Source organism: Nitrosococcus oceani ATCC 19707 (genome assembly GCF_000012805.1).
In the GTDB taxonomy this organism is placed as follows: domain Bacteria; phylum Pseudomonadota; class Gammaproteobacteria; order Nitrosococcales; family Nitrosococcaceae; genus Nitrosococcus; species Nitrosococcus oceani.
Window position 1 is genome coordinate 635468 of the sequence record NC_007484.1, and the last position, 23057, is coordinate 658524.

Consider the following 23057-nt stretch of genomic DNA (forward strand, 5'->3'; position numbering starts at 1 on the left):
GCTCTGTCGTTGAAATATTTCGTCACAACTAGCCTTTCAGGTTGTTAAAAGGAACCACCACAACTGCTCCCCTGACCAGCGGTGCAGCCATAGCAATGGTCCGCTATACGGATGGGGTAATCGTTCAAGCTCTCTTCCAGGAGATCCCGTAAGTGCTTGCGTTTTACGCCTCCTAATGGCAGTGCCAATTGTTGATTGAAATCGCAGTCGTATAAGTAGCCCTGCCAATCCACGCTCACCAGGGATCGGCACATTACCTGTTCAAGGTTATTTGGCTGGTAGCTGTCTTTCAGCAACTGCATGTAGCCCTGAAATTTTCCTTTGGAAATCAGGGTAGAACCAAAACGCTTAATGGGCATATTAGCCAACGCATACAATTGGTTGAACTCAATACCAAAGTGCTGGCGCAGCTCGCGTTTGTAATCGGCTTCCAATGATTGCTGGTCGGGTGGCAAGGTCGGCCCCTGCGGGTTGTAAACTAGGTTTAGCGCCAGATCGCTGCCTGGCTGTCCGTATCCTAGAGTATTGAGCTTTTGCAATCCGGCAATGCTTTTATCAAAGACACCTTTACCGCGTTGTTTGTCAACATTTTCCAGGGAGTAGCAGGGCAGTGACGCTACAACCTCCACTTGATACTTTGCCAGAAACTCGGCCAAGTTTTCCTGCCCGGGCTCAAACAGAATTGTCAGATTGCACCGGTCAATTACATGTACGCCAGTAGCGCGGGCCTTGGATACCAGGTAACGAAAGTCGCTGTGCAGTTCTGGCGCTCCACCGGTCAGATCCAAGGTCTTGATGGGGCGCGATTTAAGTACCGGAAAGATCAATTCTAGGGTGTCCCGGTCCATCATCTCCTTGCGATTTGGACCCGCGTTGACATGGCAATGCAGGCAGCTTTGGTTGCATTTGTAGCCAAGATTGACTTGCAGGGTCTCCAGACTTTTTCGCCGAATAGGGGGAAAGTCAGTGACTTCCAAAAGGGGTAAGGTTGCATGCATCGTGATCTCCAGAGTCCGGTTGCATATTTCAGAATTTGAACCTTGGTCGTGCCAAATCGTTGATTTCTTACAAGGCATCTTTAATACTAGCTAGTATGACAACCGCCATAGTTGTTTTTTTAATAGGATACTTCAACCATGGTGTTATATCCGGTCTTAGCAGCTCCACATCGGTCTATCTATTGTCATCATGACTGGAGCTGGATTATGCGTGTAAGAATCCGCCGCCCCGATGCGACCAAGGTGTTATTAATGGCTGTTTGTGGGGCTGCCTTGATGAAAACCTGTCACCTGGGAAATAGGCTGTTCGACATCCTGGACAAGTCAAGGAGAATTGACTTTCTCGGCTCCCTTGGCGCTACGCATTTATGATGACGCTGCCCGCCGAGTTGGTCGAATTCATGGATGGAGTGGCGTTGGTGCTTGGATTGGATTTACGCCTGATGGCCATCCCAATGAAGCTCACAATGGCCGTCGGCACCGCTTCACCGGCACCGAGCTACAGTAGCATGGATGACTGGATTGCTCGAAAATTTCGGACTAGCCCGGCAGCTTCGGGTCAGTGGCATTAGCTAAAAAACAACAGAGGAAACGTTGGAATTAAACATGGATGTTTAATGCCTTCCAGCGAGAGTGCGAAATGAAGTCGCGCATCGACCCGCCTGCGCCAAGGGCGGTGCGGCAGGCAGGGCGGGAGGACCAGGTTACTTGCGTTTTGCCATGAATTAGCGCTATGATTTTCTCGTTGCCACAAGCGCGACCTATCCTCGGGAGGAGGAGAAGTGATGCGCGTGGAGGGTGATACCCAACCGAGGGCCTTGCGCGCTAAGTCGTGGCCAGCCCGAGGTACCCGTTGAAGCGCGAATTCTCCAGGCGGATGAGGTTTTGTAATAGGAACAAAATCGACATCAGTCATGGCGAAACTCCAATCACTCGCCGGACACCGCTCCGGAAGCAGCAAAGGCTTGCCTGACGGACGCAAAAAAGCAATTGGGATTCGTTCCTCATCTCTATTTCGTCCCTTGCAATGGTGGCCGACTACGATCGCTGGTATCCACGAGAAGTCCATGTCACTACGGATCTAGCAATCGCTAACCTGGTGAGATAGGCTATTTCTCTTGCGCTAATCCTCAGTACTGAACATATAAGCAAAAGGGTAAATATATAATTGAGGCGGATTTACACAGAAACCTTCATTAATCTCCTTAGGTATCCGGGGATTTTAGAATTCAGCAAAGTATATAATAGCCGACTCTTTTTTATTCAAGCCTTTGCTGTAAGCGCTATTTCAGTTCCACCTTGATCCAGCCGGATTTGCGCTGGTCGAAGTTTTGGTAGGCATCGATTACCGCCGTGAGCGGCTCCTGCTGGGTGAGCACCGCAGCGGGATTGACCACCCCGGTGTGCACCAAGTTGACCAGCATGGGAATATATTTACGGTGATTGCAATTGCCCATCTTGAGGGTAAGGTTCTTGTTCATCGCCTGACCGATGGGAAAAAAGCGATCATTAGGTGGGTAGACTCCGATAATCGATAGGGTGCCCGCTTTAGCCAAGCTTTCAACCGCCCAACGCAAGGCCTGGGAGGGAGCATCTCCAGGATGCCAGTGGCCGCCTTGGGGATGGTTCTCGGGAGCAATTTCCTTGAGTTCCTGCTCAAATTGCGCCTGTTGCGCATCCGTTTGCTTGGCAGCCGGCCCATGGTGCGGGCGCTCAGCATCCACGCCTACAGCGTCGATGGCGCGATCCACGCCGATGCCGCCGGTCAAATCCCTGATGGTTGCCACCGGATCCTCGGCGTTGAAGTCGATGATTTCCGCGCCTTGGGTTCGAGCCATTTCGAGACGGGAAGGCACAGAGTCCACGGCGAGTATTCGTCCGGCGCCCAGTAGCTGCGCGCTGGTAATAACAAACTGTCCTACCGGACCGCAGCCAAATACAGCCACAGTGTCGCCGGCTTTAATCTCGGCCAATTCAGCGCCAAAATAAGCCGTGGGGAAGATATCGGAAACCAGGATGGCCTCATCGTCGCTGACTTCATCGGGCAGTTTTACCAAACCGGCATTGGCAAAAGGAATCCGCGCCTTCTCCGCCTGCAGGCCATGGAAGGGGCCGGAGGCTTTCGGCCCGCCGAAGAAAGCGGTGCCGGCTAATAAGCCTTGCGGGTTGGCATTGTCGCACTGGGCATGATAGCCCGCACGGCAGTAGGCGCAATAGCCGCAAGCAATGGTGGAGGGTACAACTACACGATCGCCTTCTTTAAGATTGCGTACACCCTTACCGAGGGCTTCCACCACCCCGACAGCTTCGTGCCCGAGAATAGTGCCGTTTTCCATGCCGCCCATGGTGCCGCGCACCATGTGCAGATCGGTGCCACAGATAGCGCTGGCAGTAACCCGTATTACCGCATCGGTCGGGTCTTTGATCTGCGGCTCCGGTACTTCATCGAGGCGAATATCACCAATCCCGTGAAAAACAACCGCTTTCATTTCGGCCTCCTTATGAGCGGGTGAGGTTAAGGGTAACGGGGTAATTCTGAGCTATAAAAGGTGTGTTCTCTGCACCGGAAGCTAACCAAAATTCCGGTGATAAGCAGGGAACATCACCCTGAAACTCCCTGCCTATGAGATTAGAAGGCCGGGGTGGTTATGTCTACGATTTCCGCCAAATTTTTTTACTTGCCAGGGACTGGGGCGGCTGGCTTATGGAGAGCTTTAGCGATCTAAAATTTATTTGCGAACCGCGCGGTGGTTTGGTTATGGCCGCTGAAATAGCGCATTTAGCCTAAATTATTCTGAAGTTTTTGGGATTGGATATAGTTTTTGCCCATACTATCCTTATTACATGTTGGTAATAAACGGGTAACTAAGAATCAGATGTCTTATTCTACGATCATTAGTCCCGCTGAGCTTGTCGAGGCTCTCGGTCATCCTAACTGGGTTATTTTTGACTGTCGTTTTAATCTTATGGATTCATCAGCTGGCTGGTACGCCTATCAAAAAGGCCATATCCCGGGGGCATATTATGTCCACCTGGAGGAGGATTTGTCATCTCCGGTAACTCCCGGCAGCGGGCGTCATCCTCTCCCCAAGCCGGAGCAGTTGGCAGATAAATTGGGCGGCTGGGGCGTGGACTCGACGACCCAGGTTGTCGTTTACGATGATGCTTCGGGTGCCTTTGCGGCACGTTTATGGTGGTTGCTGCGCTGGTTGGGTCATAAAGCTGTAGCTGTTTTAGATGGGGGAGAGCAACGCTGGCGGGAGGAAGGCTATCCGCTGAATAGGGCAACGCCTGAGCCAGCGCCGGCTTGTTTCGAGGCTCGGCTCCAACCCTCCATGACGACTACCGTGGAAGATGTAGAGCATGCCTCGTTGCTTGGATATCTTCTCTTGGATGGACGGGCGCCAGAACGTTTCCGGGGTGACTTTGAGCCTGTCGATAGGGTTGCTGGCCATATCCCGGGGGCAAAGAACCACCCTTTCCAGCAAAATCTGAATAAGCAGGGAAGATTTCTGCCTTCCCAAGAGCTAGCAGGCGCTTTCCGAAAGCAGATGGGGGAGGTGCCATCTGCGCAAGTGGTGTGCATGTGCGGGTCCGGTGTCACTGCCTGCCACAATTTGCTGGCCATGGAAATTGCGGGATTTCAGGGGGCACGGTTATATCCTGGGTCCTGGAGCCAATGGATCACTGATGGAACCCGGCCTGTGGCAATGGGGGATGAAACTCATGATTAAACGTAAACTCATGGAGCTTGCTGTCCTTCAAGGAAAGCAGGCAAAAAACAGCTCAGCTTTGCTGGTAAGCCAAAGGTAGAAGGGTTAGTCTAGCGCCGAGAAAGGTATAGGCAGCTCCGGTATCGATGAAATACACATTACCCACGATTTTAAGGGTGCCACCTTTGATGACGGTATGCCCACAGTAGACTCGCTCGATACCCTCAACCGGGGTAGTACACTTGCCGGTAGCGCGACTGCGGCTCCAAAGCGCGTATTTATGGATAGCGGGATTACCCCGCTCAATCTCGGCGACGAATCGTGTCCAATTGAGATTGGCGGGAACGTCGGCGTGGACGATTCCAACCTTGCCCTGGTCAGTTTCAATTTCCATGGCAAAGGGAAGCTGCTTGAAGCGTTCCGAAAAAAGATTTCGAGTCGTTAGATCTAGGTCCAGCCACCATTCTCCGCCGTTCACCAGTATCCACCAAGCCGCATCAAACTCAAGGTTTTGGGCGTTAATAACAAACTCGTCATGGTTTCCTCGGCAGGAGTGGAACCAGGGGTATTCGAGCCAAGTGAGTGCGTCAGGGGATTCGGGGCCCCGGTCTACCAAATCGCCAACGGCGAATAACCGATCCTGGCTGGGGTCAAAACCCACGCGTTCTAGCGCTTGCGCCAATAGACTATAGGTGCCGTGTATATCGCCAACCACGTAGTCCTTGCCAGCCAGATTTTTAGAAAAGCGTTTGAATCGCACTGTATTGATATTTCAGAATATTTTGAGGTTAGCAATAAGCCACTCGGCATACCTTCAATAGGGTTTTCCTCCCCAATAAATGTATAGACTATTTTGCTGAGCGAAATCCTGTCTAAACCCTCGCCCAATCGGGCGAGGAGCGATCATGAGCTAGGCGTTTTGTCCACGCAGCGCTGGGTTTCAATTTGGATAGTGGAGTGTTCAATCCCAAATTGTTGGCGAAGACATTCCTTGATAGCCATCAAAGTCTGATCATAGTTGCCGCCTTGGCAGATGCTTGCATGGAGTGTGAGGAGCGGGCTCTCAGAGGTGAGTAACCAAACGTGGATATGGTGGATATCTTCTACGTCGGGGACGGTTTCTATCAATTTGCTGCGTAACTCCTCTACATTTAACCATTCTGGACTACCTTCCAGCAGGATATGGGCTGATTTCTTCATCAGTACCCAAGCGCTGCGGAGAATGAGCAAGGCGACGAATAATGACAATAAGGGATCGATAAAGGTCCAGCCGCTTATTAGAATCACGGCGGCGGCGGTTAGGGCAGCTACCGAGCCCAGTAAATCTCCCAATACGTGTAATAGGGCGCCGCGGAGATTAAGATTATGATGATCGCCACCATGGAGAATAGCAAAGGTTAGAATATTGATAACTAAGCCTGCTACCGCAACCATCAGCATGACACCAGCCAATATCTCGACGGGTTCTAGGAGCCGGGCAATAGCTTCAAGCAAGATCCAGATAACGATAAAAAACAAGGCCAGCCCATTGATCAAAGCGGCAAGTACTTGGAATCGCTGATATCCATACGAACGGCGAGCATCGGCGGGTTTACGGCTCACTCGAAAAGCAAGCCAAGCTAGCGTTAGGGCGGCGGTGTCCGCCAACATATGCCCCGCATCGGCTAGTAAAGCGAGGGAGCCAGAGAGTATTCCACCGATGGTCTCTATAATTGTAAAAACGCCGGTGACTAGCGCAGCCCAAAAGACGCGCCTCTCGTTTCGCGAAGGCTGTTGCTTAGAAGCGGGGGTAATGGACATTCGGTTATTCTGCTACTGTGCTCCCGGCTCCTGTAAATTGCTTCTCTGAATCTTGCTTCAGATCTGGCCCATTAAATATTGAGTCGCCTATCCTAGATATCAATGACCTAATTGGCTTAACTAGAAGCCATATCACCCTTACATCTGGTAGAAATTAGGCGTTAGGTAGTTAGAATAAAATCCCACAGATTTTTAGTAACTTAAAAATACAACGGCGTAATTACTAAACATTGTTGTTTGAGTTACTTAACCTGGAGTGTGCCGCCACGGCCTAAACCCCCTTTCACATCTTGTGCTTCGTAGTTTCTCAGGGCTTGTACCATACCGTTGTAGGCATCCATAAAAGCAGCGACAGTTGCTTTTCCTTCCGGTGTTTTTGAAAAGCCACCCAGGCCACCTGCCGCGCTTCCTCCAAATGCACCCAAGGCCGCGCCATAATTGGTAGCGGTCGAACTCCCCTCGGAGGCTGAAATTTGTACCGCCGAGCGGATATCATATAAGGAAAGGGTTACGACCGATGCTTTTGTTTCAAGCGCGCCGGCGAGTAATCCCACCGTGCTGTTAACTAATCCGCCGAGTACCCCACCCACTTGGCCCAGGGACGAATCATCAATAATAATTTGTGGTTCCAGGTAATAATCGGCAGCTACCCGTTGTCCTTTGTGTTGTTTTGAGCCAGCACGATATTCTCCCGAGTTACGCTGTAAATTGGTGACTCGGGTTAGGCGGCTATCGGTGCGCAGATTGCCTATGGTGGTAATAACAAAACAGTTCGACTGTTGCACTGCAAGCCGGAGTAATGGCTCAATGGAGGTAACGTGGGTGGTGCTGCCAAAGCGACCATACCAATCCGCCGCTCGACCATCGTCTACCGCCAGTGTTCCTAACGGCTGCTCACATCGTTCTAAAGAGGCGTTAGCATCTACGCTAGCGCCTCCCCCCGCAGCTCCGGATACTGCCGTGTGCTGGTCTCCGGTAGTTACACAACCCACAAGGAAAAAACTACAGCCCAAGAAAAGTAGTTTCTGTAATCTAAGAAAATTTGTCATAATATTTTTATTCTCTAATATTTAAGTTCCGCTGATCATTGATAATGAGGCTGCCATAAATTGGCATAACTTTATCATGACGTATCATTCTTTATCTACGTGGAATTTAGCTGTACCGGAGATGGAAAAAATAAGCATTCGAAAGTTAGGCATGAGGCTCTTATGCGGATTGATATTTTGCGCGATGCTGATAGCCTGTACCCAGGCTCCCCCCGCTGCAATGATACGTGTTTGTGATTCTAAGGGTTGCTCCTATCGTCCTAGTGATTCCGCTACCTACGATCCCTCTGCCACGGTACCCGATGAAGACCCAGAGGGGCGTATTGCAGCCCTGGAAGCACTTGCGCAACAAGATCCCCAGGCTGCATACGATCTAGGGCTGCGGTTTTTCCGTGGCGACGGGGTGCCGCAAGATAGCTACCGTGCACTCCAATGGATGCGCAGCGCGGCGGAAAGGGGCAATCTCGATGCTCAAGTGGCCTTGGGACAGCTCTATTTAACGGGTCTTGAAGAGTTAGGCCCGGATCCCCGCGAGGCCGAAAAATGGCTGACTATCGCGGCGGGTCGTGGTAATGAAGAGGCGCAAACGCTTTTGGCGGAGGCAAGAGAGGCCCGGCAGGCGGAAGATGCCTATTTCAAATGGCGTAACCGCTGGCGGCCACTATTCTACCGCCGTTGGTATTACAATTACCCTTACCGGTTCTATTGGCGGAGGGGTGGTTGGCACCATTATTAAAGGGTAATATTCAGGAGCTTGCCAAGTTTTGGTCCGGAAAAGCGTTATTTCTCCAACGCACGCTGATAGGCGCGCTCTGAAATAGCATCCCAGGTACTAAATTTTTCCCGAAAAGCACTGTAAGCTTCATAGACTTGCTTAAATTGGGGGTCACTAGCCGCATGTTCTGCTAGCATTTGCTGGGTAAGCTGGCGTAGCTTGGTGAGCACATCATCGGGGAAAGCTAGAATTCTGGTGTGCGTCTGTGCTTGCAGCTCCCTCAGTGCTTGTGCGTTCCTCGCTTCCATTTCCGAACTCATTCGCAAGTTTTCAGCTTGGGCGGCTGTGGAAATAATAGCTTGGAGATCTTCAGGAAGGGACTGCCAGGCTTTTTTATTGATAGTCAGTTCCAGCACCGCGCCTGGTTCATGCCAACCGGGATAATAGTAATACTGGGCGGCTCGGTTCAAGCCCAAGCGTAAATCATGGAAGGGGGCGATCCATTCGGTGGCATCGATGGTATTACGCTCCAAAGCGGTATAGACTTCCGCCCCTGCTAGGAGCACAGGATTGCCGCCAGCCTTGGCGAAAACCTTGCCACCGAGACCGGGAATACGCATTTTGAGACCTTCCAAATCTTCGGTGGATTTAATTTTCTTGTTAAACCAGCCGCCCATTTGGACCCCGGTATTGCCGAGTGGAAAGGGAATAACATGGTAGGGGGCGTAAATTTCCCGCCACAGCTTCAGTCCGCCACCCTCATAAAGCCAGGTATTCATGCCCTTGACCGTCATACCAAAGGGGACGGTGGAGAAAAATTGCGCGGCGGGAATCCGGCCAGCCCAGTAATAGGCCGACCCATGGCCCATATGCACCGCTCCCTGGGAAACCGCTTCAAAGGTTTGCAGTGGTGGAATTAATTCCCCGCCAGCAAAGACTTTGATGTTAAGCCGTCCTCCGCTCATGGTTTTGATATTGTGGGCGAAGCGTTCTGCTCCTTCCTGGAGAACTGGAAAGCCAGGCGGCCAGGTCGTCACCATTCGCCAGCGAATGATTTGGGTTGAGGGGCCTTCGATAGTGGTATTTGGGGGTTCGGAGCGGCAGGCGCTAAGGCTGAACAATACTAAGAATAAGAGGAATGTTGAAACCCGTTTCGTCATTCGGAGCATGCCTGTTACCTTCAAATTTTGAGTGCTCGATTCGCGCCAAGGCCAGAAAGTGGAAAAGCAGCCAATGGTGCTAGGGGCTTTAAATGATTTGGAGGTTAGCGTAGATCACCACCAGCCATTTAGCCCCTCCTTGAATAAAATTGACTTGGACGCGTCTCTGGTTGTCTTTTCCCTCTAAATTTAATACGACTCCCTCGCCAAACTTGGGGTGGTTGACCCGTTGGCCGATTCGAAATCCATCTATCGAAGAAACAGGTGCGGTAGGCTGGGGAGCACCGCCGGGATGAATAATATCGATGTGGGGCTGCTGCTCGGAGGTGAGCTCGGTGGGAATCTCATGGAGAAAACGGGAAGGCTGGGGATAGCTGTCCGAACCATACAACCAGCGGCGCGTTGCGTAAATGAGATAGAGGTGGCGCTGAGCTCGAGTCATCCCCACGTAGCAGAGGCGGCGTTCTTCTTCCAGTCGCCCCGGTTCATTGCGGCTTTGGGGGCTTGGAAATAGCCCTTCTTCCATGCCGATCATAAATACTAGGGGGAATTCCAATCCCTTCGCCGCATGCAAAGTCATCAATTGCACGCAGTCCTCCCAGCCTTCAGCTTGAGTCCCCCCCGACTCTAGGGCAGCATGGGCTAAAAATTCTGATAGTGTTTCCAGACTTGGATCTTCGGGTTTAAATTGGGAAGCGGCATTAATGAGCTCTTTCAAGTTATCCAGGCGTGATTGAGATTTTTCACCGCGGTCTTTGCGATAGTGGTTGAGCAAACCACTATGGTCGAGCACGCTCTCAATTTGTGCGGGAAGGGACAGCCCCATGATATCTGTGGCCATGCGCTCCATAAGCGAGTGAAAGTGCCGCAGAGCGGTAGCGCTGCGCCCAGGGAGGTGCTGCTGGGCGACAAGCTGGACGGTGGCCTGCCATAGGGAAACCCCTGCCTGCCGGGCGTGTTCCCTGACTTGGGAGAGCGTTCTTTCGCCAATACCCCGTGGCGGGGTATTGACAATTCGCTCGAAGGCGGAATCATCATTTTGATGGGTCACCAAACGCAGGTAAGCCAGGGCATCCTTAATTTCGGCCCGCTCGAAAAACCGCAGCCCCCCATGGACCCGATAGGGTATTCCTGCCTCGACCAAGGCGGCTTCTACTATTCGGGATTGAGCATTGGAGCGGTAGAGTACAGCGGTATCGGCGCCCATTCCCCCTTGGGCTTTCCAGGCATGGATACGTTCGGTTATAAAATGGGCTTCGTCCCGTTCATTAAAGGCTTGGTAGATTTGAATAGGCTCGCCATCTTCGCTCTCCGTCCAAAGATTTTTCCCTAAACGCTCTGTATTATTGGCAATGACTGCATTAGCCGCAGCGAGGATAACACCCGTTGAGCGGTAATTTTGTTCCAGGCGAAGTGTCCGTATAGCGGGAAAATCCCGGCTTAGCTGCTGAATATTTTCAATCTGCGCTCCCCGCCAGCCATAGATAGATTGATCGTCATCACCGACAATAAAGAGTTCTCCCTGATGGCCGGCTAATAATCGCAGCCAAGCGTACTGAATGGCGTTGGTATCTTGGAATTCATCCACTAAAACATGGGTAAAACGGTTTTGGTAGTGTTGGAGTACATGGGCATGGTCCCGCAATAGTTCGTGAGCCCGCAACAAAAGCTCGGCAAAGTCCACCAAACCGCTGCGCTCGCAATGGCTTTGGTAATCATGATAGATACGAATTTGCTGCCGAACATGGGGATTAGTGCCCTCTTCAAGGTGCTGGGGGCGGAGCCCTTTATCTTTATGGCTATTGATAAACCATTGGGCCTGGCGTGGCGGCCAGCGGCTTTCATCCAGATTGAGATTCTGCAAAATCCGGCGGATCAAGCGGTATTGATCCTCGGAGTCCAGAATTTGAAAGTCCTGGGGAAGCTGGGCTTCTTGCCAATGGGCCCGTAACAAGCGGTGGGCAATGCCATGAAAGGTTCCCACCCACATGCCACCCACAGGCGTTTCTAGTAATTCCTCGATGCGCCCCCGCATTTCTCCGGCGGCCTTATTGGTAAAAGTGACGGCCAGGAGATTTACAGGAGCAATCCCTTGACTGCGGATCAGCCAAGCCATTCGATGGACTAGGACTCGGGTTTTGCCACTGCCTGCTCCGGCAAGCACTAAATGGTGCCCTGGCGGGGCGGCGGCGGCCTCACGCTGGGCTTTATTCAGTGGGTTGAGTAAAGAAGAAATATCCATGGGCGCAATTTTAACAAATTGCGCCTCTACTAGGGGATATAGGCATTAATTTAGGAGGGGGATAGGCTCGGATTTGCTAATAATTTTGCCTGCTAGGAGGATAGTTTAGCCAGCACCCGTTCTGCTGCTTGCAGGGTGGCCGCTATGTGTTCATCGTTATGGGCACTGGAGACAAAACCTGCTTCAAAGGCAGAGGGAGCAAAGTAAATGCCGTGTTCCAACATGCCATGGTAGAAGGATTTAAAACGATCTAGATGGCAGTTGGTTGCTTGTTCGTAGCAGGTGATTTCTTCCTCTCCAGTGAAGAAGAGGCCAAACATACCTCCCACCTGATTGGCCGTCATGGGAATATCCGCATCACGGGCTCGGCCTAGGATACCATTAACCAATTTTTGGGTTTGGCGGGATAAATGCTCGTAAAACCCAGGGGCCTGAATCAGTTTGAGAGTGGCCAATCCAGCCGCCATGGCCACTGGGTTGCCAGAGAGGGTACCGGCTTGATAGACGGGGCCTAGGGGGGCAATCATCTCCATAATTTTTTGGCGGCCACCAAAGGCGCCCACCGGCAAGCCGCCACCCACTACCTTGCCTAGGGTGGTTAAATCCGGGGTGACATCATAAAATGCCTGACCGCCTCCCAGGGCGACCCGAAAACCGGTCATGACCTCATCAAAGATAAGGACACTGCCGTAGTCATCGCAGATAGTCCGTAATCCCTCTAAAAAACCTGGAACAGGTGGGACGCAATTCATATTCCCAGCAACAGGCTCGACAATGATGGCCGCAATTTGCTCGCCAAAATGGTTAAAAATTTCCTGGACCTCCCCCAGGTTATTGTAGCTGACGGTCAGCGTATGTTCGGCTACCGCCAGGGGAATGCCGGGTGATGTGGGTACCCCGAGGGTCAGGGCGCCTGAGCCGGCTTTCACCAGCAGAGAGTCGGCGTGACCGTGATAGCAACCCTCAAACTTTAATATCTTGTCCCGCCCGGTAAAACCACGGGCGAGCCGGATAGCGCTCATGGTGGCTTCCGTGCCTGAGCTGACCATGCGGACCAGATCCATGCTAGGGACGAGACGGCACAGAGTTTCAGCCATTTCGATTTCAGTGGCGGTCGGAGCGCCAAAGCCCAGTCCCTGGGCTGCCGCTTCCTGGACCGCCGCAACCACTTCCGGATGGGTATGACCGACAATCAAAGGACCCCAGGAGTTGACGTAGTCGATATAACGGTTATCGTCCACATCATAGAGATAAGCACCCTCGCCGCGGACGAAAAACACGGGTTCGCCGCCGACGCCCTTGAAGGCACGCACGGGAGAATTGACCCCGCCGGGAATATGAGCTTGGGCCCGTCGAAATAAGTTATCTGAATGGATCTGGGTCATGAGAAAACCTCTGCTATTTGTACCACGGCGTTAGGTAAAAAATGGGTATTTTGTGCACTCGAAATGGCTAAGGGCGCTTTTTATTTTCCAGGGGCAATATATCATAATCATAAGGTGAGGCTAGACTTCTTCACCAGCCAATAAGGTGCCTGTTGCGCGGGCCCCCCGTTAAGGGGCAATGGATTTTGAAAAAACATTGAGTACCACTACGCCTGCTATGATGAGCGCGAGTCCAAGGAGTGCGGGTGTATCTAGAGTCTGCCCATAAAAAAGCCATGCAACCAAAGTGATTAAGGCTACGCCAACCCCTGACCAAACCGCATAAGCAACCCCCACAGGGAGGGTGCGCAGGGTAAGCGATAGAAAATAAAAGGCTGCGCCGTAGCCGAGAATAACGGCCAGTGATGGCCCGAGCCGGGTGAATCCAGCCGCAGCCTTCAGGGACGATGTGGCAATCACTTCCGCCAGGATAGCTAGTGACAAAAAAATCCACTGCATTATTAAAAGCTTTTGTTAGTTATAGGTAGCACTTTTGGTGTGTTCAGTTTCTTCAGTTTGTCGGCTTTGAGAAGGCGTTTTCCAATTTAATGTTCGCTGGGGAAATGGAATCTCAATCCCCAGTTCATCGAAACGGTTTTTCAGCCGCCGCCGGTATTCTCGAGCGATTTCCCATTGTTTACCGGCTCTAGTTTTAAAACGACAACGAATAATGATTTCTGATTCTCCAAATTTTTCCACCCCAAACATTTCAAAATCTTTAATAAACCTGGCGCACATTGGAATTTGCCGCATCTCTTCTACAACTTTTTTCATCACCTCCATGACATGGTCGACATTTTCTTTGTAGGCGACGCCGATATCAAGCACCATCTGCCCATAACCCTTGGTGAAATTAACGACTTTCTTAATTTCACCGTTGGGGATATAGATAGCTCGACCGTCCAGATCCCGTAATTGGGTATGGCGCAGATTCACCACCTCCACAACCCCCGAAAATTCGTCAATCTGAATGATGTCATTAATGCTGTATTGTCCTTCTATCAGAATAAAAATACCGTTGATGATATCTCGAATCAGATATTGTCCACCAAAGCCCAGGGCGAGGCCCACGATTCCTACACTGGCTAAAATCGGTGCCATATTAATGCCGAATTCATCCAGGACAAGATAGCTCACAGTGAGCACAATTAGAATGGTGCCAAGCCAATTGAGTAATAGCACCAGGGTTCTTAGTCTGGCGCTGCCTTCCCGGACTTCCTCTCTTTTAACTGTTACGCTTTCAAATTTATTGACGGCGAGTCTCTTTATAAACCAAATAATAAAGCCCGCTAAAATAATCCAGGCTGCGGTTGTGGCTTGCTCTAGGAAAGTCCGCTTTGCTGCCCGCTGCTTTCTTAATTCTGCAAACTCTTGTTGAAGTTTTTCAATTTCAGTTTCCGTAGCAGTCGTTTTTTCTTTCGCGGCTTGCTCTTTAGCTTCGATAGCGGCAAGCCTGCTTTCTTCGGCGGCAGTCGCCTGTTTACGTTTTTCCGCTTCTTCCGCTAATTTTTCAACTTCTTTTTGGTCAGCTGCATCCCCCGTGGCTTGGGCTTTAGCCTTGGCGGCTTCTAGTTGCTGTTGGGCTGCCCTGGCTGCCTGTGCTGTTTTTTCCACTTGCTGTTGCACCGTGGCTTTTTTGAGGGCGGTTTGCGCCGCCTCCAGCTTGGCCGCCTCAGCGGTTTCTTTCACCTGTTCTATTTTTTTATCAGTCTCTTCTGCTTTTTTTTCTAGGGCCTCTACCTCGGCTTTTCTTCCTCGTTCCTCTACTTCTTGTGGTTGTGAGGCAATGGCAGCCGGCGGCTTGACCTCAAAGCTAAAGGGCTTAGTCTTTTGTCCTTCCGAGTTGCTCACTTGTGCCTGCCAGGTAGCGGGCCCCGTGGAAACATTGACATAGATCTCCAATATTTTGCTGCTTATGAACCGAGTTCGTTCGGGGGGGATAGGGAAAATTCGCTCTCTAAGGCGCAACATGACTTTTGACTTTGCGTTAAAGCCTTCTCCGATTAGCTTAATCCATTGCCGTTGTTGGGCTCCTGGAACAGGATTGGGTTTAACCGCCGTTATCGTTGGCGAAGCTGAATTTTTTGTGGTGTTTTCTTGCGGTGTTAACGTTTCTTCGGCGTGGGTATTTCCGGCGATGAAAATAGCTAAAAAAAGCAATAAGGCGCGCCAATTCGCCATTGAAAAACCTCTCTTTAATTATCTTAGATTTTGACTTATGCGGGGAAATTTTCGTTTGGTTTAGTGCAGACAACGAAACATTTGCCGCCGATAAAGGGGAACGAGTTCATGATCAGAACCGAGAATGCTAAACACGGCTAGCAGAGCTTTGCGGGCAGCGCTATCTCCATATTTGGGATCCCGTTTGAGCAGATCCAGGAATTGTTCCAAGGCGCCCTGGTAATCCCTAGAAAACGCTTGCTGTACGCCAAGGAGATAACGGGCCTCGGAATCCTCCGGATTTGTTTTGAGGCGCTGCTTTAGAAGCGCGATATCTGGAGCACGGCTGGCAAAGGCAGTAAATTCGATTTGCGCCAGTAGGCCGCTTGCGGGTTCTTCCTCCCGTATTTCGCGGGGTAGTGTCGTTAGAATTTGTTCGGCTTCTGCTATTTCTCCTTGTTTGAGGAGGGTTTCTGCTAGGGTTAGAGAGATGCGGTGGTTTTTCGGGTCTATTTCCGCAGCCCTATGCAAGAGCTCAAGGCTCCGCTCTTCTTGTCCAGTTGCCCGTGCTGTTTGAGCCTGCTCCAACAGCAGATCGGATTCGCGGATGAGATGTCGATCAATGGCAGCGCGGATAGCCGATTCCGGTTGGACACCCACCAATTCTTCAACGACTTCGCTATGGCGGAATAGTTTCAAAGTGGGCAGGCCGCGCACTCCGTACTGATGCGTTAAGCTTTGCGCTTCGTCGGCATTTACCTTGGCCAGCCAAAATTGGCCCTGGTAGCTTTCGGCTAACTGCTTTAAAAGAGGCATGAGCATTTGGCAAGGCTGACACCAAGCCGCCCAGAAATCCACAAGAACAGGGGTTTGGTAGGATTTTGTCAGAACCTGTTCGGCAAAGTTGGCTTCAGTGATATCAAGAATATAATTGTTTTCGCTCATTGTTAAATTTGGAGTGTTCAAGACATTACGGAAAAGGTTAAAAAAGACGGGGTTTAGGCAAATTCCAGCTTGGGAAATGTTGCCGGTAGGCAGCCGCTGCCGCACGGATATCCCTGCTTTTGAAGAGTCCACCGATTACAGCCACCGCGCTGGCGCCCGCTTCGATAACTTGCAGTGCGTTTTCTGGCGTGATGCCGCCAATGGCTACAATCGGCAGGTTTAAATTCTTTCGAGCTTCTCTCAGCAACGCCAGGGAAGCCCAAATGGGTTCTGGTTTAGTGATGGATGGAAATAAACGACCGAAGGCCACATAATCAGCGCCGGCTTGTTCCGCCGCAATCGCCCGCGCCAAGTCATTATAGCAGGAGATGCCAATAATCGCTTTGGCGCCCAGGATCTTTCGGGCTGAAGTAATAGAAGAATCATCTTGTCCCAGGTGAACACCCTCTGCGCCAATTTCAGCGGCAAGCAAAGCATCGTCATTAATAATCAGCGGCGCCTGATATTGGTGGCAGATTCGCTGCAAGGACTCGGCCTCTTTATAGCGCCGCGTTATCTCTTGGCTTTTGTCCCGATATTGGATTAGAGAGGCGCCACCCTGTAATGCTAGGGCAACGGCATTACCCAAATCTTGACGGGGTAATAGGTGGGTGTCAGCAATGGCATAAAGGCCGCGAATGGAACTGCTCATGGGTATGCGTGGATAACTAATGATATAAATTAATATAGAAAGTTTATCAATCTCCTAGCTGAGATGCGATTTTCCCCTGCTGAAAAAACATGCGAGAATCCGCCTCATCGCACCCCATGGATTTCATAATAATAGGTTGAGTGAACGGCTTATGAAGCGCTATATGTGTATTATTTGTGGCTTTATTTATGATGAGGCGGAAGGCTGGCCCGAGGATGGCATTGCCCCCGGCACCAAATGGGAAGATGTTCCTGAAACTTGGCTTTGCCCCGATTGTGGCGCGGGTAAGGACGATTTTGAAATGGTGGAGATTTAGAATTTTTAGGGGCCAAATCGGAGAATAGCAGCGGTTGGTATGGGTGCCATGGGCGATATGAGGCTTTAGTAAAGGATTCTCTCATAAATTTATTGAGAATAATTTGTATTTAAATTATTATATGCCCCCCTTTGTCAAGGAAGAAATTATCTTTAGAATCCGGGTTTTTGGAATGGTGTTTTTTCGCCGTTAGTGGACCCAGAATGCTGTAGCGCTTTTTTGCGAATCTTTGCAGGACAGTAAAGAGGTTTGTTTATTCGAGAGTTGAAGAAAATTTATGCCTCAGAAGTTAGTCAAATTAAGCCTCTATATAGTGTTGACCTTTGTTATGGGGGCTACCATGCAGGGGATAGGGGCTCCATTGGAGAGCGCTATCGATGCTCAGGTCAAGGCAGATCAGGCGGCCGCGAGATCACAGCGCAAAATCGATGCCTTGTCCGAGGAGACGGCGGAGCTTTTGGCGGAATATCGCCAGGTGACAACCCAGCTTGACAGTTTCCGTACCTATAACCGCCAACTGGAGAACTTAATTCGCTCTCAAAAGGAAGAGTTTGCTTCTCTGCAACAACAGCTTACCGATATTGAAATTACCCAGCGGGAAATTGTACCTTTGATGCTGCGCATGGTTTCATCCTTGAAGCAATTTGTGGCATTGGATATTCCTTTTCTTCCGCGAGAGCGCCAGACTCGTATCGAGCAGCTTCAGATTCTTATGGATCGAGCGGACGTAAGCTTGTCGGAGAAATACCGGCGCCTTATAGAAGCCTATCAAGTAGAAGTGGAATATGGGCGGACCATTGAAGCCTACCGGGGAACTTTGGATATGGATGGAAAGCCTCATACGGTGGATTTTCTCCGGGTTGGGCGCACGGCCCTGTTTTTTTACACCCTGGACGGCAAGACTTCTGGGCGCTGGAATGCTCATGGGCAAAGCTGGGTGGTTTTGCCCGATCACTACCGGGCTGCCATAGCTGAGGGTCTCCTCATTGCCCGCAAGCAGGCCCCGCCGGATCTATTACTGCTCCCTATTCAAGCGCCGGAGGCTAGATAGTGGTAACGGCCAAGTTTTATGCCCTGCATAAGGGCAAGCAGGTATTTCTGGGGGTGAAAGGTTTAATATTTCTCCTTGGCCTGATCGCATGGTGGACTCCGCTAAATTCTTGGGGTGCTCAGGCGCCGAAAACGTTGGATCAGCTCTTAGAACAGGTCCGCCAGGACAGCCTTCAAGATCGCAAGTTAAATGCGAAGCGGGAAGCACGCTTTCTCGCTGCCCGCAACCAACAAAAGGAACTGCTAGCAAAGGCAAAAGCAGACCTTCAGGCCGCCGAGCAACGAGAAGAAAAACTGAGGCAAGCTTTTGAACAAAATGAAAAAGCTTTGGCATCAAGGGAGGCCCAGCTCAAGGAGCATTCTGCCTCCCTGGGAGAGCTATTCGGGGTAGCCCGGCAAGCAACCAATGACCTCCTGCAAATTATTAATAATTCTCTCGTATCAGCTCAACTTCCTGGACGTGCCGAGGAGTTGTCAGCCATTGTGGCGCACAAGGCATTACCGACTATCGGTGAACTGCGTCAATTGTGGCTGAGTTTGCAGGAGCAGATGACGGAATCGGGGAAAGTCGTCACTTTTTCGGCTCCCGTGATCACGGCGGGCGGGGCAGTTGAAAAACGGGAAGTTTCCCGGATAGGGGCCTTTACCGCTGTTTCTGAGGGTAAATACCTGCGCTATCTTGCCGAGCCTGTTGCTGGGCTGGTGGAACTCAACCGGCAGCCCCCCTCCCGCTTTCTTGAGGCCGCGGCTGAGTTCGAGAGGGCGGAAAGCGGCGAGGTTGTGCCTATGGCGGTGGACCCGAGCCGGGGCGCTATCCTTTCTCTGTTGGTGCGGAATCCCAGCTTGCTAGAGCGAATCCAGCAGGGCGGATGGATTGGCTATTTAATACTGGGTCTCGGGGTGATTGCTCTGCTGATTGCCCTGCAACGGTTTATTTCCCTCCTGATTATCGGGCGGCGCATTGACCGCCAGCGCCAGCAAAAAACGCCTAGTGAAAATAACCCTCTAGGCCGGATACTAGGGGTCTATACCGGTGGCAGAGAGGATGTAGAAACCCTGAGTCTCAAGCTGGATGAAGCTATTCTAAGAGAGATTCCAAGTATTGAGCGAGGGTTGCCGGTTTTAGCAATCCTTGCGGCTATTGCGCCGCTTTTGGGCCTTTTGGGGACGGTCACGGGCATGATTGAAACTTTCCAGTCGATTACACTGTTTGGAACGGGTGATCCCAAGTTGATGTCCGGAGGTATTTCCCAAGCGTTAGTGACAACGGAATTAGGGCTGGCAGTGGCTATTCCCGTGTTACTGATTCATAGCAGTCTTTCCAGTAAGAGTAATCGGCTAGTACAAGTGCTGGATGAGGAAAGCGCGGCTATTGTTGCCCGGTTGGCGGAAGAAAAACAGGGGCTACTGGAGAAAAGGGATGGGAGTGCTGTCTGAGAGCTTATTCCGCATTGAGCTATTGCTGGAGAAGGGCGGTATTGTTTTGTGGCTCATTCTTATGGCCTCTTTATTAATGTGGGCGTTGATTGTTGAACGGTATTATTTTTTACTTTTGATTTATCCTGCGCGTTTGCAGCAATTTCTCAAGCAATGGCAGCAACGGCAAGATCGTCAGTCCTGGTATGCCCAGCGCATTCGGGAAGGAATGGTTGCCGAGATCTCCGCTAGCCTGCACCGGTTCCTCCTGCCCATAAAGACTTTGGCGGCGGTGCTGCCCATGCTGGGTTTATTAGGTACGGTGATGGGGATGATTCAGGTTTTTGATGTAATGACAGTCTTTGGTACGGGTAATGCTCGCGGGTTTGCGGGAGGTATTTCTATTGCCTTGATCACAACGATGGCCGGTTTGGTGACCGCTCTGTCGGGACTTTATTTTAGCGCTAACCTGGAGCACCGGGCCCAGCGGGCTATTCAGCACACTAGAGACTCGCTGCGCCGGGAATAGAAACGATGAGAGAACAGTATAGCCAACGCCAAAGCGGATCGGCAGTGAATATCAATCTTACTCCTTTGATTGATATGGTGTTTATTCTGTTGATTTTTTTTATTGTGACCACTTCCTTCGTGAAGGAAACGGGGGTTGAGGTCAATCGGCCTTCAGCAGAGACAGCGGTACGCAAGGAACGGAGTAATATTCTTATTGCCATCCGCGCTAATGATGAGATCTGGATGGATCAGCGGCAGATCGATATTCGTGCGGTGCGGGCCAATGTGGAACGCTTGTATGCCGAGAACCCGGAGGGGGCCGTGGTTATCGTCGCCGATGAGGATTCCAAAACCGGGCTGGTGATCAATGTGATGGATCAGGCCAGGTTGGCTGGGGTGACGGACGTCTCTATCGCTGCTGCTAAAGATCAGTGAGATTCTTAATTGCTATCGCTATTGCCGGGCTGGTCAATCTGGGATTGTTTTTGCTTATGTCGTTTATGGCGGCCGGGCAGCAACGGGGTCCGGAAGGGATCGAAACAGCAACCATGGTGGATTTTGTGCGCTTAAAGCGCGAGTCGGCGCCCCCCGAACCTAAGGAGCGCCAACTGCCTAAAAAGCCCCCGCCACCAGAAGAACCCCCATCCATGATGATGCCTCGGCCTCAAGCGCCTCAGCCTAAGCCGTCGGCTTTAGCCAAGGTAACTCCCCATATTGAACTTCCTCTTAGTCTTAAGAGCGATGGCCCCTATTTAGGGGACTATGGACAAACGCCGGGAACGTCTTTAGGGTCCGGCATCGTGCCAGCGGGCGAGGGCGATCTGCTTCCTCTGGTAAGGATTTCTCCTCAATACCCACGGCGTGCGGCTCGCCGCGGCCTGGAGGGATCAGTCACCGTTGCGTTTATTATTACGAAGGAGGGCTCGGTCCGGGATCCGAAGGTGATTGAATCCCATCCCTCAGGTATTTTTGAGCAGGCTGCCCTGCAGGCCATTAAGCGCTGGAAGTTCAAGCCTAAACAGATAGAGGGACAATTGGTAGAGCAACGAGCCACGCAGGAAATTGAGTTTAACCTGGCAAGATGAGGGAGTTGCAAAGCGTGGAAGGTTTTTTTCAGTGCTTAAGAGGGCACGGCCGTACGCTTGTGGGAATATGGGCTAGGCGGTTACCGCTTTTTATGCTAGCAAAGGTATTGCTCTTAGGGGGAGGATTATTGGTGAATGCCCAAGCGGCTGAGCAGTACCTTCTGACCCCTTCTACCTATGAATCCCTGAGCGCTGTCCATAAGCTCATGGACAAGCAGCAGTATACATCTGCCCTTAAACAACTCACCGCACTACAAGACGAGGTGAATGGTAAGGCTTACGAGCAGGCGGTTGTGCTCCAAACCCTCGGCTATGTGTATTCTTCTTTAGAAAAATATCCCAAGGCGATCCAGGCATTTAAAGCTAGCCTAGCCCTAGATGCGCTGCCTGCCCGGGTCACTCATGATTTGCGTTATGGTCTGGCGCAGCTTTACATGGCTACGGAGCAGTATGGAAAAGCTCTCCAGTTGCTAGAGGCATGGTTTAAGGCTGCGGAATCTCCCCCGGCGGAAGCCCATGTATTGGCTGCTAGTGCCTACTACCATCTGAAGCGGTATGCCGAAGTCATTCCTCATATTGAGGTAGCCATTGAGCTTGCCCAAGCGCCGCAAGAGGAGTGGTATCAACTGCACCTTGCCGCCCGTTTAGAGTTGAAGCAATATTCCCAGGCGGCCCAAATATTAGAAACCTTGATAGGCCACTTCCCTAACAAGGAGCAGTATTGGAAGCAGCTGGGAGCGGTGTACATGGAGATGAATAAAGAGCATCGGGCCTTAGCCGTGGAAGCGCTAGTAGCACATATGGAGCCTCTTGATAGTAAAAGCCTCATTCACCTTGCTAATCTTTATCGTTACCTCCATATTCCCTATAAAGCCGCGCAAGTTTTGCAGCAGGGTTTAAGGGATGAAACTATTCAAACAAGCAGCAAGCATTGGGAATTTCTTGCCGATGCCTGGCTCGCCGCCCGGGAATGGGAACGCGCCGCTGCTGCTTTTAAGGAGGCAGGGCGGTTGAGGCAGGATGGCAAAATGGCCCTTCGCCGCGGTCAGGTTCTCATCGAGCTGCAAGACTGGAAGCAAGCAGAGAAAGCCTTTGCGCAAAGTTTGCGCAAAGGGGGACTGGATGATCCTGGGCAAGCCCGTTTTTTCTTGAGTCAGGCGAGATATGAGCAGGGGCACTTTGCAGAAGCTATTCAGGCGTTAAAGTTAATTCAGGCTTCCTCAGCTTATAGCAAACAGGCCGCCCAATGGTTAAAGCATTTACAGGTAGTCCGGAAGCAGGGAGCTGACGGCAAAGGTTAAGTTATTCTCTTTGCTTGGAAACTTATTCCTTGTTCCCTTAACTTCGTGAATGCTTTAGGGAAAAGGTTTATGGGCTAAGAGGGCTTGCTTTCTGCCAGAATTTTGCTTATATATTGATTTAAGGGAATTAAAAATAATATGACGGGGAGTCATGAAATTTTTCCTGCCCTAGAGGGCGGAGATCATTTTTACGTTGGGTCGCAGGAAGCTCATGCCAGTTTGGATTTGCAGGAAGTGCTTCTAGCTGATGTAAATATCAAAGGAGAAAAAATTTATGAAACTAACGAGCCGTTGCCTGCTATTGCTATGTACCCTGGCCTTTATGCTGGGAGTAGCGGGATGCGATCTGCCAAAGTCAGATATGGCGCCAGATGAAACAACTTTTTTGGAGCAGCTTAACCGTTAGGATGTTACCAAATAGCGCGTAAAGGATCGCCCAATGGGGGCGGTGATATAAGCGCCTTGCAGAGCTATGGGCATCA

The 23057-nt window shown here is 51.1% G+C and carries 25 protein-coding genes; 12 read left to right on the top strand and 13 right to left on the bottom strand.

What is annotated here, in order from left to right; translation table 11 throughout:
* Positions 1-44: 44 nt before the first annotated feature.
* On the bottom strand, positions 45-998 hold the full coding sequence (arsS, locus tag NOC_RS03250) for an arsenosugar biosynthesis radical SAM (seleno)protein ArsS (protein WP_002812463.1): 954 nt from the start codon (positions 996-998) through the stop codon (positions 45-47).
* A gap of 334 nt (positions 999-1332) precedes the next feature.
* Between arsS and NOC_RS03255 the strand changes: the two genes are divergently transcribed.
* The gene (locus tag NOC_RS03255; RefSeq protein WP_155814707.1) at positions 1333-1506 is read left to right on the top strand and encodes a hypothetical protein; all 174 of its coding nucleotides are present in this window, start codon (positions 1333-1335) and stop codon (positions 1504-1506) included.
* Positions 1507-1566: 60 nt separating this feature from the next.
* Here the strand turns inward: NOC_RS03255 and NOC_RS17275 are convergent, their stop codons facing one another.
* Positions 1567-1914, bottom strand: coding sequence for a hypothetical protein (locus NOC_RS17275; RefSeq protein WP_049750804.1), 348 nt, complete (start codon positions 1912-1914; stop codon positions 1567-1569).
* Positions 1915-2281: 367 nt separating this feature from the next.
* A complete protein-coding gene (locus tag NOC_RS03265; protein WP_002813625.1) occupies positions 2282-3487 on the bottom strand; it encodes a zinc-dependent alcohol dehydrogenase in 1206 nt (401 codons plus the stop codon).
* Between the two features lie 134 nt (positions 3488-3621).
* Between NOC_RS03265 and NOC_RS17650 the strand changes: the two genes are divergently transcribed.
* Both NOC_RS17650 and NOC_RS03270 read left to right on the top strand, forming a co-directional pair.
* Positions 3622-3786 (top strand): hypothetical protein, encoded by a 165-nt coding sequence (locus NOC_RS17650; protein ID WP_002812845.1) that lies wholly within the window; start codon positions 3622-3624, stop codon positions 3784-3786.
* An 88-nt stretch (positions 3787-3874) separates the two neighbouring features.
* Entirely contained in the window at positions 3875-4732 is an 858-nt protein-coding gene (locus tag NOC_RS03270) for a sulfurtransferase (protein ID WP_002812034.1), read from the top strand.
* A 52-nt stretch (positions 4733-4784) separates the two neighbouring features.
* Here NOC_RS03270 and NOC_RS03275 read toward each other — a convergent pair whose 3' ends face one another.
* The 3 genes from NOC_RS03275 to NOC_RS03285 all read right to left on the bottom strand — a co-directional run bounded on the left by NOC_RS03275 (position 4785) and on the right by NOC_RS03285 (position 7560).
* Positions 4785-5471, bottom strand: coding sequence for a metallophosphoesterase (locus tag NOC_RS03275; protein WP_002813882.1), 687 nt, complete (start codon positions 5469-5471; stop codon positions 4785-4787).
* A 143-nt stretch (positions 5472-5614) separates the two neighbouring features.
* On the bottom strand, positions 5615-6511 hold the full coding sequence (locus tag NOC_RS03280) for a cation diffusion facilitator family transporter (RefSeq protein ID WP_002813635.1): 897 nt from the start codon (positions 6509-6511) through the stop codon (positions 5615-5617).
* A 242-nt stretch (positions 6512-6753) separates the two neighbouring features.
* Positions 6754-7560 (bottom strand): hypothetical protein, encoded by an 807-nt coding sequence (locus NOC_RS03285; RefSeq protein ID WP_002813789.1) that lies wholly within the window; start codon positions 7558-7560, stop codon positions 6754-6756.
* 184 nt (positions 7561-7744) lie between these two features.
* Here NOC_RS03285 and NOC_RS03290 point away from each other — a divergent pair, with 184 nt between their 5' ends.
* Positions 7745-8296 carry a tetratricopeptide repeat protein gene (locus NOC_RS03290; protein WP_244860019.1) on the top strand — a complete coding sequence of 184 codons (552 nt, stop codon included), beginning with the start codon at positions 7745-7747 and terminating at the stop codon, positions 8294-8296.
* 44 nt (positions 8297-8340) lie between these two features.
* Here NOC_RS03290 and NOC_RS03295 read toward each other — a convergent pair whose 3' ends face one another.
* From NOC_RS03295 to thiE, 7 genes are all read right to left on the bottom strand, one after another.
* Positions 8341-9435 carry a TRAP transporter substrate-binding protein gene (locus NOC_RS03295; protein WP_002813983.1) on the bottom strand — a complete coding sequence of 365 codons (1095 nt, stop codon included), beginning with the start codon at positions 9433-9435 and terminating at the stop codon, positions 8341-8343.
* An 88-nt stretch (positions 9436-9523) separates the two neighbouring features.
* Positions 9524-11677, bottom strand: coding sequence for a DNA helicase II (gene uvrD / locus NOC_RS03300; protein ID WP_002812685.1), 2154 nt, complete (start codon positions 11675-11677; stop codon positions 9524-9526).
* Between the two features lie 92 nt (positions 11678-11769).
* Complete coding sequence (hemL, locus tag NOC_RS03305; RefSeq protein ID WP_002813233.1) at positions 11770-13062, bottom strand: glutamate-1-semialdehyde 2,1-aminomutase; 1293 nt, start codon at positions 13060-13062, stop codon at positions 11770-11772.
* A 168-nt stretch (positions 13063-13230) separates the two neighbouring features.
* Entirely contained in the window at positions 13231-13560 is a 330-nt protein-coding gene (locus NOC_RS03310) for a DMT family transporter (protein ID WP_002813719.1), read from the bottom strand.
* Between the two features lie 15 nt (positions 13561-13575).
* Positions 13576-15282 carry a mechanosensitive ion channel family protein gene (locus tag NOC_RS03315; protein WP_002812559.1) on the bottom strand — a complete coding sequence of 569 codons (1707 nt, stop codon included), beginning with the start codon at positions 15280-15282 and terminating at the stop codon, positions 13576-13578.
* Positions 15283-15342: 60 nt separating this feature from the next.
* A complete protein-coding gene (trxA, locus tag NOC_RS03320) occupies positions 15343-16206 on the bottom strand; it encodes a thioredoxin (RefSeq protein WP_002813212.1) in 864 nt (287 codons plus the stop codon).
* 37 nt (positions 16207-16243) lie between these two features.
* Positions 16244-16897: a thiamine phosphate synthase gene (thiE, locus tag NOC_RS03325; protein ID WP_002813226.1), complete on the bottom strand. Its 654-nt coding sequence runs from the start codon at positions 16895-16897 to the stop codon at positions 16244-16246.
* A gap of 151 nt (positions 16898-17048) precedes the next feature.
* Between thiE and NOC_RS03330 the strand changes: the two genes are divergently transcribed.
* The 8 genes from NOC_RS03330 to NOC_RS18320 all read left to right on the top strand — a co-directional run bounded on the left by NOC_RS03330 (position 17049) and on the right by NOC_RS18320 (position 22981).
* Complete coding sequence (locus NOC_RS03330; RefSeq protein WP_002812546.1) at positions 17049-17213, top strand: rubredoxin; 165 nt, start codon at positions 17049-17051, stop codon at positions 17211-17213.
* A gap of 277 nt (positions 17214-17490) precedes the next feature.
* On the top strand, positions 17491-18264 hold the full coding sequence (locus NOC_RS03335; RefSeq protein WP_011330404.1) for a DUF3450 domain-containing protein: 774 nt from the start codon (positions 17491-17493) through the stop codon (positions 18262-18264).
* Positions 18264-19700: a MotA/TolQ/ExbB proton channel family protein gene (locus NOC_RS03340; protein WP_002814267.1), complete on the top strand. Its 1437-nt coding sequence runs from the start codon at positions 18264-18266 to the stop codon at positions 19698-19700. The genes NOC_RS03335 and NOC_RS03340 overlap by 1 nt, the downstream gene beginning before the upstream one ends.
* A complete protein-coding gene (locus NOC_RS03345; RefSeq protein ID WP_002812106.1) occupies positions 19684-20208 on the top strand; it encodes a MotA/TolQ/ExbB proton channel family protein in 525 nt (174 codons plus the stop codon). Before NOC_RS03340 ends, NOC_RS03345 begins: the two co-directional genes overlap by 17 nt.
* 5 nt (positions 20209-20213) lie before the next feature.
* Positions 20214-20624: an ExbD/TolR family protein gene (locus NOC_RS03350; protein ID WP_002812591.1), complete on the top strand. Its 411-nt coding sequence runs from the start codon at positions 20214-20216 to the stop codon at positions 20622-20624.
* Positions 20621-21274 (top strand): energy transducer TonB, encoded by a 654-nt coding sequence (locus NOC_RS03355; protein WP_002812973.1) that lies wholly within the window; start codon positions 20621-20623, stop codon positions 21272-21274. Before NOC_RS03350 ends, NOC_RS03355 begins: the two co-directional genes overlap by 4 nt.
* A 14-nt stretch (positions 21275-21288) precedes the next feature.
* Positions 21289-22575: a tetratricopeptide repeat protein gene (locus tag NOC_RS03360; protein ID WP_011330405.1), complete on the top strand. Its 1287-nt coding sequence runs from the start codon at positions 21289-21291 to the stop codon at positions 22573-22575.
* A 274-nt stretch (positions 22576-22849) separates the two neighbouring features.
* Positions 22850-22981, top strand: coding sequence for a hypothetical protein (locus tag NOC_RS18320; protein WP_013221350.1), 132 nt, complete (start codon positions 22850-22852; stop codon positions 22979-22981).
* Positions 22982-23057: the final 76 nt, after the last annotated feature.

What these genes read in the sequence shown, in the direction of transcription:
- arsS (WP_002812463.1), bottom strand. Translation starts at nt 998, where the DNA reads ATGCATGCAACCTTACCCCTTTTGGAAGTCACTGACTTTCCCCCTATT.
- NOC_RS17275 (WP_049750804.1), bottom strand. Translation starts at nt 1,914, where the DNA reads ATGACTGATGTCGATTTTGTTCCTATTACAAAACCTCATCCGCCTGGA.
- NOC_RS03265 (WP_002813625.1), bottom strand. Translation starts at nt 3,487, where the DNA reads ATGAAAGCGGTTGTTTTTCACGGGATTGGTGATATTCGCCTCGATGAA.
- NOC_RS17650 (WP_002812845.1), top strand. Translation starts at nt 3,622, where the DNA reads ATGAGATTAGAAGGCCGGGGTGGTTATGTCTACGATTTCCGCCAAATT.
- NOC_RS03270 (WP_002812034.1), top strand. Translation starts at nt 3,875, where the DNA reads ATGTCTTATTCTACGATCATTAGTCCCGCTGAGCTTGTCGAGGCTCTC.
- NOC_RS03280 (WP_002813635.1), bottom strand. Translation starts at nt 6,511, where the DNA reads ATGTCCATTACCCCCGCTTCTAAGCAACAGCCTTCGCGAAACGAGAGG.
- NOC_RS03285 (WP_002813789.1), bottom strand. Translation starts at nt 7,560, where the DNA reads ATGACAAATTTTCTTAGATTACAGAAACTACTTTTCTTGGGCTGTAGT.
- NOC_RS03290 (WP_244860019.1), top strand. Translation starts at nt 7,745, where the DNA reads ATGCTGATAGCCTGTACCCAGGCTCCCCCCGCTGCAATGATACGTGTT.
- NOC_RS03295 (WP_002813983.1), bottom strand. Translation starts at nt 9,435, where the DNA reads ATGACGAAACGGGTTTCAACATTCCTCTTATTCTTAGTATTGTTCAGC.
- uvrD (WP_002812685.1), bottom strand. Translation starts at nt 11,677, where the DNA reads ATGGATATTTCTTCTTTACTCAACCCACTGAATAAAGCCCAGCGTGAG.
- hemL (WP_002813233.1), bottom strand. Translation starts at nt 13,062, where the DNA reads ATGACCCAGATCCATTCAGATAACTTATTTCGACGGGCCCAAGCTCAT.
- NOC_RS03310 (WP_002813719.1), bottom strand. Translation starts at nt 13,560, where the DNA reads ATGCAGTGGATTTTTTTGTCACTAGCTATCCTGGCGGAAGTGATTGCC.
- NOC_RS03315 (WP_002812559.1), bottom strand. Translation starts at nt 15,282, where the DNA reads ATGGCGAATTGGCGCGCCTTATTGCTTTTTTTAGCTATTTTCATCGCC.
- trxA (WP_002813212.1), bottom strand. Translation starts at nt 16,206, where the DNA reads ATGAGCGAAAACAATTATATTCTTGATATCACTGAAGCCAACTTTGCC.
- thiE (WP_002813226.1), bottom strand. Translation starts at nt 16,897, where the DNA reads ATGAGCAGTTCCATTCGCGGCCTTTATGCCATTGCTGACACCCACCTA.
- NOC_RS03330 (WP_002812546.1), top strand. Translation starts at nt 17,049, where the DNA reads ATGAAGCGCTATATGTGTATTATTTGTGGCTTTATTTATGATGAGGCG.
- NOC_RS03335 (WP_011330404.1), top strand. Translation starts at nt 17,491, where the DNA reads ATGCCTCAGAAGTTAGTCAAATTAAGCCTCTATATAGTGTTGACCTTT.
- NOC_RS03345 (WP_002812106.1), top strand. Translation starts at nt 19,684, where the DNA reads ATGGGAGTGCTGTCTGAGAGCTTATTCCGCATTGAGCTATTGCTGGAG.
- NOC_RS03350 (WP_002812591.1), top strand. Translation starts at nt 20,214, where the DNA reads ATGAGAGAACAGTATAGCCAACGCCAAAGCGGATCGGCAGTGAATATC.
- NOC_RS18320 (WP_013221350.1), top strand. Translation starts at nt 22,850, where the DNA reads ATGAAACTAACGAGCCGTTGCCTGCTATTGCTATGTACCCTGGCCTTT.